Annotated in this window: 9 protein-coding genes; 4 read left to right on the plus strand and 5 right to left on the minus strand. The window is 72.6% G+C overall.

What is annotated here, in order from left to right:
• The 5 genes from QM568_RS12300 to QM568_RS12320 all read right to left on the minus strand — a co-directional run.
• Positions 1-1,495: ABC transporter transmembrane domain-containing protein (locus QM568_RS12300; protein WP_415139239.1), on the minus strand; the 1,495-nt coding region annotated here is incomplete at its 3' end.
• Positions 1,495-2,298 carry an ABC transporter ATP-binding protein gene (locus QM568_RS12305; protein ID WP_415139241.1) on the minus strand — a complete coding sequence of 268 codons (804 nt, stop codon included), beginning with the start codon at positions 2,296-2,298 and terminating at the stop codon, positions 1,495-1,497. The genes QM568_RS12305 and QM568_RS12300, both read right to left, overlap by 1 nt.
• Positions 2,295-3,368 carry a FecCD family ABC transporter permease gene (locus QM568_RS12310; RefSeq protein WP_415139243.1) on the minus strand — a complete coding sequence of 358 codons (1,074 nt, stop codon included), beginning with the start codon at positions 3,366-3,368 and terminating at the stop codon, positions 2,295-2,297. Before QM568_RS12310 ends, QM568_RS12305 begins: the two co-directional genes overlap by 4 nt.
• Positions 3,365-4,393 carry a FecCD family ABC transporter permease gene (locus QM568_RS12315; protein ID WP_415139245.1) on the minus strand — a complete coding sequence of 343 codons (1,029 nt, stop codon included), beginning with the start codon at positions 4,391-4,393 and terminating at the stop codon, positions 3,365-3,367. Before QM568_RS12315 ends, QM568_RS12310 begins: the two co-directional genes overlap by 4 nt.
• The gene (locus QM568_RS12320; protein WP_415139247.1) at positions 4,393-5,433 is read right to left on the minus strand and encodes an ABC transporter substrate-binding protein; all 1,041 of its coding nucleotides are present in this window, start codon (positions 5,431-5,433) and stop codon (positions 4,393-4,395) included. The genes QM568_RS12315 and QM568_RS12320 overlap by 1 nt, the downstream gene beginning before the upstream one ends.
• 184 nt (positions 5,434-5,617) lie before the next feature.
• Here QM568_RS12320 and QM568_RS12325 point away from each other — a divergent pair, with 184 nt between their 5' ends.
• The 4 genes from QM568_RS12325 to QM568_RS12340 all read left to right on the plus strand — a co-directional run.
• On the plus strand, positions 5,618-6,376 hold the full coding sequence (locus tag QM568_RS12325; RefSeq protein ID WP_415139249.1) for an AraC family transcriptional regulator: 759 nt from the start codon (positions 5,618-5,620) through the stop codon (positions 6,374-6,376).
• 248 nt (positions 6,377-6,624) lie between these two features.
• Positions 6,625-7,770 carry a homoserine O-acetyltransferase MetX gene (metX, locus tag QM568_RS12330; protein ID WP_415139251.1) on the plus strand — a complete coding sequence of 382 codons (1,146 nt, stop codon included), beginning with the start codon at positions 6,625-6,627 and terminating at the stop codon, positions 7,768-7,770.
• Between the two features lie 36 nt (positions 7,771-7,806).
• On the plus strand, positions 7,807-8,403 hold the full coding sequence (locus QM568_RS12335) for a nitroreductase family protein (RefSeq protein ID WP_415139253.1): 597 nt from the start codon (positions 7,807-7,809) through the stop codon (positions 8,401-8,403).
• A 34-nt stretch (positions 8,404-8,437) separates the two neighbouring features.
• Positions 8,438-8,795 (plus strand): CrcB family protein (locus QM568_RS12340; RefSeq protein WP_415139255.1); only part of this gene is annotated, 358 nt, incomplete at its 3' end.

Here is an 8,795-nt window from a genome sequence, read left to right on the forward strand (position 1 = left end):
GCCGGCCGCGGCGCACGTGCGCCAGGCCCGCGGCGATCGCCGCCTCCGTCACGGCGTCCACGGCGCTCGTCGGGTCGTGCAGCACGAGCAGCTCGGCATCCTGCGCGAGCGCGCGGGCCAGCGCAGTGCGCTGCCGCTGCCCGCCGGAGAGGCCGGTGCCGCCCTCGCCGAGCACGGTGTCGACGCCCTCGGGGAGGGCGTCGACGAAATCGTCGCACTGCGCCGCGGCGAGCGCCGCCGTGGCGCGGGCGGCGTCGACCCCTGGCAGTTCGACGTTGTCGCGCACGGAGCCGACGAACAGATGCGCCTCGTGCGGGACGATCACGGCGTCGGCGCGCAGTGCGCGCACGGCGCGGAGCACGTCGATCGCCTCCTGCCCCTCGGCGTCGATCGCGACGATCGCATCGTCGCCGTCGAGAGCGGATGCGGCGACCTCCGCGATCGCGGCGGGGGCGGGCGGCGCGGCATCCGGTTGCTCGCGCAGCAGCGTGAGCAGCCGCCCGGCCGATGCGGTTCCCGCCGCCCACACCGCACCGGCGTTGCGGGCGAAGTTCTCCAGCGGCGAGAGCAGGAACTGGGTCAGGCCGATCACCGTCACCAGCGCGCCGAGCCCGAACGCCCCCTCCACGGCGAGGAGACCGGCGGCGACGGCGATCGCGGTGAGGAAGAGACCGGTCGCCAGCGACATCGTGCCGGTGAAGACGCCCTCCGCCTGCCGGGCGTGCAGCGTGCTCGCCAGCGCCGCACGGCTCGTGCGCCGGTAGCGGGCGGAGGCCTCGGCCTCGGCGTGCACGCCCTTGACCACCCGGTATCCGGTCATGAGGTCGGCCGCGCGGCCGGCGGCATCGGCGGCCGCGGCCTGCTCCTGCGCGCTGCGCCGACGCAGCGCGGAACCGGCGGCATCCGTCATCCACAGCATCGCCGGCGCCCCCAGCAGCACGGCGAGACCGAGCGGCCAGCTGATGGTGAGCAGCACCGCGCCGCCGAAGACGATCGCGGCGAGCTCTCCGGCGGGGTACACGCCGATCGCGACAGCGCCGGCCAAGCGGTTCACATCCGAGGTCGCCAGCGACAGCGCGACCCCCGGCGCCGACCACGCCGCGCGGGCGGGTTCGCGGCGCAGCAGGTGCGCCGACACGATCTCGCGCAGGTGGTGCTGCACGGCCAGCATGCCGAGCTGACCGATGCGGGAGCCGAAGCGGTACGAGAACGAGAGCACCGCGAAGTCGACGGCGAGCAGCACGATCCACAGCAGCAGCCGCGCAGGATCCCCTGTGCGCACCGCCTGATCGATCGCGAGTCCCATGATCACCGGCACGAGCGCCTCGCCCAGCTGGTGCGTGATGCTCAGCAGTGCCGCCGGGACCGTGAAACGCGGCGCGCTGCCGATGACCCGCAGCGTCAGCGAGCGCGCGGTGGTGCGCTCGTCGATGCGGAGCGGACGCACGCGGATGGGCTCCGCCGGGGCCTGGATCCACTGGGGAAGGCGGGGCATCAGCGGCGTGCCGCCTGACGACGGCCGATCGGGGAGACCGAGGGCGTGCCGGTGACGGGGTCAGGAGTCACCACGCAGGCCAGCCCGAACACGTGCTCGACGAGCTCGGCGGTGACGACGTCGCTTGGCTTGCCCTCCGCCACGACCTCGCCATCCTTCATGGCGATGAGGTGCGTCGCGTAGCGGGCGGCGTGGTTGAGGTCGTGCAGCACGGCGACGACGGTGCGGCCCTGATCGTTCAGATCGGCGAACAGATCCATGAGCTCGATCTGATGCGCGATGTCGAGGAACGTCGTCGGCTCGTCGAGCAGCAGCAGCGGCGTCTCCTGCGCGAGGAGCATCGCGACCCAGACGCGCTGGCGCTGGCCGCCGGAGAGCTCGTCGACCGGTCGCCCGGAGAGCGCGGTCACGCCGGTCCCCTCCATCGCGGCGCGGACGGCGATCTCGTCGTCGGGAGACCACTGCCGGATGACGCCCTGATGCGGATGCCGGCCGCGGGCGACGAGTTCGGCCACGGTGATGCCGTCGGGGGCGAGCGAGGTCTGCGGCAGCAGTCCCAGCATCCGTGCCGCCTCCTTCGCCCGGTAGGACGAGATCGCCTTGCCGTCGAGGAGCACGGCGCCCGACGCGGGCTTGAGCAGTCGCGAGAGGGCGCGCAGCAGGGTCGACTTGCCGCACGCGTTCGGTCCGACGATGACCGTGAAACCGCCGTCCGGGATGGTGACGGAGAGGTCTTCGGAGATGACGCGGCGGTCGTAGCGGATCGTGATGCGCTCGGCGCGCAGGCGGGAGGGTGCGGTCATGGGCGTCTCCGTGATTCGCTGATGAGGAGCCAGACGAGGTATCCGCCGCCGATCACGATCGTGACGACGCCGACGGGCAGGGATCCCGGAAGCAGGTGCTGCGCGATGATGTCCGAGGTCAGCATCACGAGGGCTCCGACGAGGGCGGCCGGCACGAGGGCGATGCCGGGCGACCGGGTGAGCCTGCGGGCGATCTGCGGTGCGGCGAGCGCGACGAAGACGATCGGGCCGGCGTACGCCGTCACCGCGGCGGTCAGTGCGACGCCGGCGACGACCAGTCCCAGCCTGGCCGGTTCCAGGCGGATGCCGTGGGCGCGCGCCGCGTCGTCGCCGAGTTCGAGCTGCCGCTGCGCCGGGGCGAGGGCGGCGAGGGCCACCAGCGCCGTGATGATGACGACGGCGGCGGAGACGAGCTCGGCCCAGCCGACCCGGCTGAGCGAACCCGCGCCCCAGACGGCCGCGGTCATCGCGACCTCGAGGCGTGCACGCAGGATGAGGTAGGTCGACACCGCGCCGAGCATGGCCGAGACCGCGATGCCGACGATGATGAGGCGGAAGCCCTGCATGCCGCCGCGATACGCGAACAGGTAGCACAGCGCCGCCGCGAGGAGTCCGCCGGCGAGCGATCCGGCGGCGATCGCGACCGTGCCTCCGCCGATGACGACGATCACCAGCACCGCGCCGACGTAGGCGCCCTCCGACATTCCGATGATGTCGGGGCTTGCGAGCGGGTTGCGGGTGAGCGACTGGAAGATCCCGCCGGAGACGCCCAGCGCGGCGCCGAACAGCAGCGCAGCGAGCACGCGCGGCAGACGCCACTCGAGCACGACGGTCTCGATCATCCCGCTCTGGGCGCCGACGAGCGCCTGCGCCACCTCGGGCACGGTGAGCACGAAGTCGCCGAGGCAGAGCGCGGCGACGGTCGCCGCCAGCAGCGCCGCGAGCAGGCAGGCGCAGACGACCAGCGCGCGTACGCGCAGACGCGTCGACCAGGCGCCGACGCGCAGCACCTGCACCCGCCCGCCGAAGTCGATCGGCGCGGGGCCCTCTGCCGCGTCCACGGCGCTCACAGCACGCTCGCCCGGCGTCGGCGGACGAACCAGATCAGCAGCGGCGCACCGACGAAGGCCGTCACGATGCCCACCGGCACCTCGCCCGGCCACAGGAGCACGCGGCCGACGATGTCGGCGGCCAGCAGTACGATCGCCGCGATGAGAGCGGAGAACGGCAGGATCCAGCGCTGATCGGGCCCGGTGATCCAGCGCGCGATGTGCGGCGCCATGAGTCCGACGAACCCGATGGGGCCGGCGATCGCGGTCGCCGCTGCGGCCAGCAGGGTGATCGCGACCACCGTGAGGATGCGGGTCCGTCCGACGTGCGCTCCCAGTGCCGACGCCAGGTCGTCGCCGAGTCCCATCGCGTTCAGCGCCCGGGCGCAGACGAGGGCGATGGCGAGGCCCCCGGCGATGAACGGCGCAGCGGGCAGGATCACGTCGAGGCCGCGCTCGACGACGGTGCCCGCGCTCCAGCCGCGCATCTGGTTGAAGGTGGCCGGATCCAGCAGCGTCATCGCGGTGGTGATGCCGGCGAGCATGGCGCCGACGGCGACACCGGCGAGGGTGAGCCGCACGGGGTCGGTGGTGCGGCCTGCCGACCCCACGAGGACCACGACGATGGTGGCGATGAAGGCACCCGCGAATGCGAAGCCCAGGTGCTGCACCGGCAGGGTCGTGCCGAAGACGGCGACGCCGATGGCGACGCCCAGCGAGGCGCCGGCGTTCACGCCGAGGATGCCGGGGTCGCCGAGCGGGTTGCGGGTGAAGGCCTGGATCAGGGCCCCGGCCACACCCAGGGCGGCGCCGACGACGACCGCGGCGAGGGTGCGCGGCAGGCGCACCTCCCACACGATGCGATCGTTCTCGGCGCCGGTCGAGAAGAACAGGGCGTGCCAGACGTCGGCGGGTGCGAGCGGCTTCGACCCGATGAGCACGCTCAGCAGGACCGCTGCCGCGAGCAGCGCCGCGAGCACCAGCAGGCCGATGCCGCGCCGACCCGCGCGAGCGGGCGGCGCCTCGACGGCATCCGCGACGGTCATCACCCCGCGATGTCGCGCGGTGCGGTCCCGGCGACGGCGTCCTCGAGGCGGGGCACGAGCTTCTCGATGACGTACTTCTGGCTGAGCGGGGTGAGGAAGTAGATCGCGCCGGCCAGTTCGCCGTCGGTGTACACCGAGCGGTTCTCGACCACGGCGGGCAGCGACGACAGCGTCCCGAAGGAGAGGAGGTCCTCGATCGCGCCCTCCTCCTCGGTGGCGAAGACGACGACGTCGGCTTCGAGCAGGCCGACGTTCTCAGGCGAGATCAGCGCCTGGCTGCCCGGCTCGTCGGCGTAGGCTTCGAGGCCCGGGGTCATCACGAAGCCGAGCTCTGTGAGGAAGTCGGTGTTGAGCCCGTCGGGGTACACGTAGAGGTTGCCCTCCCAAGCTCCCCCCTGCGAGAAGGTGGCGCTGAGGCCCTTCCACTCCGGGTGCGCGGCGGCCGCCTCGGCGTACGCGTCCTCGACCTCGACGATGAGCTCCTCGCCCTCGGCCGAGCGCCCGACGGCCGCCGAGATGATGAGCGTCTGCTCCTTCCAGTCCGAGAAGTATGCCTCGGTGCCGTCGATCTGCGCGACGGTGGGCGCGATCTTGCTGAGCTTGTCGTAGGTGTCCTCGTCCAGGCCCGCGTTGGTGCCGACGATGAGGTCGGGGCGCAGCGACGCGATCTTCTCGAACTCGAATCCGTCGGTCTGGTCGAGGACCACGGGCTCGGCGTCGCCGAGAAGCTCGGTGGCCCATGGCCATACCGCGTACGGCTGCTCGCCGTACCACTCGGTCGTCGCGATCGGCGGCATGCCGAGCTCGAGCAGGATGTCCTGCTCGGTGACGCCGACCACGACGATGCGCTGGGGCTCGGCCGGGATGGTCGTCTCGCCGAACTGGTGCTCGACCGTCACCGGGAACTCGTCGCTCGGCGTCGTGGTGTAGTTCGGGTTCTCCTCCGGCGCGGATGACGAGGAGCAGGCGGACAGGGCCGCGGCGGTGAGGGCGAGAGCCGTGAACGCGGCGGCCGCGCGCAGGGGGAGTGCGGTGTGCATGAGGGTCCTTTGCAAGGAGGGGGAAGGAGCCGCGATGGCGGATCGGGTCGCGATCAGGGCGACATCAGATTAGCCTTGCCTTAGTCTGCCCGCCATCACGGTGAACGGACGCTTTCCTACCCGAGAGGACACGGTTGTGTCTGCTGATCGTCATTCAAGCCGCATAGGACGGCATCCGTCCTCCATGGATGCCGTCGAAGAGACATCCGCGATTTTCACGGCCTCTCGTGATCTGCTCCCCGCCGGCAGCGCCTTCGAGCCGCATGCGCACCAGGAGGACCAGATCGCCTGGCTCGCCGCCGGCGCCGTCGAGCTCGAGGTCCTCGGCGAGCGCTGGCACGTGCGCGGCGACCGCATCGTGTGGATCCCCGCCGGCGCCATGCACGCCATGCGCTTCAGCGAGGCGGCGGATCTCGTCAGCCTCTACATCGACCCGCTGCTGCGCCCCGAGGGCGACTGGAGCACGCCGCGCGCGCTGCGGGCGGACCCGCTCGCGCAGGCGCTCCTGCACCACCTCACCGACGGCGCGCCCGACCACCGCCGTCGGGCGCGATGCCGAGGGCTCCTCGCCGACCTGCTCGCCGAGATGCCCGTGGTGCGCGACGTCATCGCCCTCCCCCGCGACGAGCGGGCGCGCACGGTCGCGGCCGCCCTTCTGCAGGACCCGGGCGACGCCCGCGATCTCGACGCCTGGGCGCGGGAGCTGGGGGTGAGCACGAAGACGCTGGCGCGCGCGTTCGTCCACGGCACGGGGGTGACGTTCCGCCGGTGGCGGGTCGACGCGCGGATGCACGCGGGGGCGCGGATGCTCGCCGATGGCGTGCCAGTGCAGGACGCCGCGAGGGCAGTGGGCTACATCTCGGTGAGCAGCTTCATCGTCGCGTTCCGGCAACGGTTCCAGACGACGCCCGCCCGCTACGCCGCGGCCCTGCGCGCGGCGTAGCGGGCGCGGGTCTTGCTCCCGGCCGCTGGATCCTCCTCACCCGCGCGAGCCGTCGCAGACGGCGGGTGCGTGGGCCGATCACCCACCGTTTGCGACGGCTCGCGCGATCGCCGCCGGCTCGCGGCGCCCGTCACCGGGCGTAACAGGGCGCGGACATCGAAGACGGTGCGCATATCCTGCTCACGAGGTGTGAGCGTGCGCCAGGGCCCGACGGCCGTGCGGGCGCGCGTTACGGCAGGAAGCAGACCATGCGCACGCAGACCCGTATCGAGGACGAGCCCGCCGCCGGGTCGGCCTGCGGCACCGGCGCGACCCGGAGGACGGTCGACATCGGCGACCTCGAGCTCGAGTCCGGTGTCGTGCTGCCCGGTGTGCGGATCGCTTTCGAGCTGTTCGGCGACCTCGACGCGACCAGGGGCAACGCCGTTCTCGTCTTCCACGGGCTCGCCGCCGACAGCCATCTCGTGCGCAGCGCTGAGGATCCCCGCCCCGGGTGGTGGGAGGGCGTGGTCGGAGAGGGCCTTGGTCTGGACACCCGGCGCTGGTGCGTCGTCTCTGCGGCGATCCTCGGCGGTTGCGGCGGGTCGACGGGCCCGCTCTCCCTCGCGCCCGACGGCGCTCCCTGGGCTGGACGGTTCCCTGCGGTGACGATCCGCGATCAGGTGCGAGCGGTTCTCGAGGCCGGTCGCGCGCTCGGGATCACGCGCTGGGCGGCTGTGGTCGGCGCCTCCTTCGGGGCCATGCATGCTCTCGAGTGGCACGTCTCGCACCCTGGCACTGCGGCGCGCACCGCCGTGATCGCCGGCCCCTGGCAGACGACGGCAGAGCAGATCGTGCAGAACTCGCTGCAGGTCGAGATCGTGCGCGCGGATCCGCACTTCCACGGCGGCTTCTACGCCGGCTACGGCACGGCGCCCACTCGCGGTCTCGCGCTCGCGCGCACACTCGGGATGCTGTCGTACCGCGGATCCGATGAGATGGAGACGCGGTTCGGGCGCGCACCGCAGGAGGGCACGGACGGCACGTTCGCCGTCGAGTCGTACTTCGCCGCCAACGCCACCAAGTTCGCCGAGCGGTTCGACGCGAACAGCTTCATCGCGCTCGTCACAGCGAAGAACACCCATGACATCGGGCGCGGGCGCGGTCCCGCCGCCGACGTGCTCCGGGCCGCCGATGGCCCACTGCTCGTGCTCGGCATCCGCACCGACCGTCTGTTCCCGCTCGACCAGCAGCGCTTCGTCGCCGCGCACTCACCTGGGAGCGTCACCGGATCCGTACCGGCCATCCTCGATGCGCCGCACGGCCACGACTCCTTCCTCATCGCGCAGGACCTTGTCGGAGCTCAGCTGAGCTCCTTCCTCGGCGCCGGCGAGTCCGCCCAGGGAAAACGCTGATGGCATCGACGAAACCGTTCACCCGAAAGGCCGACCATGTCCGCCCCTCTTCGTGACCGCACCGCCCCGACCGAGCATCCGGTCCTCGACGTCCTCGACGTCCTCGCCGGCCGCTGGAGCCCGCGCGCCTTCGACAAGGAGAGCACGATCGACGAGGCCACGCTCGCAGCCGTGCTCGAGGCGGCGCGCTGGAGCCCCTCGGCGGGCAACACGCAGCCCTGGCGTTTCGTCGTCGCCCGCCGCGGCACCGCGCTGCACGCGCAGATCGTCGAGGCCCTCACCGGCCTCAACCAGACCTGGGCGCCCGCCGCCGGCGTTCTCATCGTCGCCCTCGCCGAGGAGCACGACGCCGACGGCAACCCGTTGCGCTTCGCGCAGTACGACCTCGGTCAGGCCGTGGCCCACCTCTCGGTGCAGGCGCACTCCGAGGGTCTCGTCGTGCACCAGATGGGCGGTATCGTCCGCGAGGCGCTCAGCGCCCTGCCCGGCGTCGAGGCCCGTTTCGTGCCGTTGACGGTGATCGCTCTGGGTCAGCTCGGCGACGCCGCGTCCCTTCCGGACAAGCTCCGGGAGCGCGAGGTCGCCCCACGCGTGCGCCGTCCGCTCGCCGAGACGGTCGTCGCCGCCGCGTGACCCGCAGTGCCTCCCCGGTCACTACAGTGACAGGGTGATCCTCCGTCACCTCCTGGTCGTCGCCGCGGGCGGTGCCGTCGGCACGGCGGCACGGCTGGCGGTGGGCCTGGCGCTGCCGGACGTCGGCGTCACCCCCGTGCTGCTTGCGAACGTCGTCGGCGCGTTCCTCATCGGCGTTCTCGCCGCCCGGCTGCCCAAGGCCGCCGAGCTGCGGCTGCTGCTCGGCACGGGCGTCCTCGGCGGGTTCACGACGTACAGCGCGTTCATGATGGGCACGGTCGGACTGTGGACGGATGCTCCGCTCATCGCCGTCGCGTACGCGGCGGGTTCGCTCGTGCTGGGGCTCGGCGCGGCGGCGCTCGGCCTGCGCGTCGGGCGCCCGCGGGCGCAGC

The sequence above is a fragment of the Microbacterium sp. genome (genome assembly GCF_047607465.1).
Taxonomy (GTDB): Bacteria; Actinomycetota; Actinomycetes; order Actinomycetales; family Microbacteriaceae; genus Microbacterium.

Coding starts and splice junctions, on each gene's coding strand:
- QM568_RS12305 (WP_415139241.1), bottom strand. CDS start 2,298: ATGACCGCACCCTCCCGCCTGCGCGCCGAGCGCATCACGATCCGCTAC.
- QM568_RS12315 (WP_415139245.1), bottom strand. CDS start 4,393: ATGACCGTCGCGGATGCCGTCGAGGCGCCGCCCGCTCGCGCGGGTCGG.
- QM568_RS12320 (WP_415139247.1), bottom strand. CDS start 5,433: ATGCACACCGCACTCCCCCTGCGCGCGGCCGCCGCGTTCACGGCTCTC.
- QM568_RS12325 (WP_415139249.1), top strand. CDS start 5,618: ATGGATGCCGTCGAAGAGACATCCGCGATTTTCACGGCCTCTCGTGAT.
- metX (WP_415139251.1), top strand. CDS start 6,625: ATGCGCACGCAGACCCGTATCGAGGACGAGCCCGCCGCCGGGTCGGCC.
- QM568_RS12335 (WP_415139253.1), top strand. CDS start 7,807: ATGTCCGCCCCTCTTCGTGACCGCACCGCCCCGACCGAGCATCCGGTC.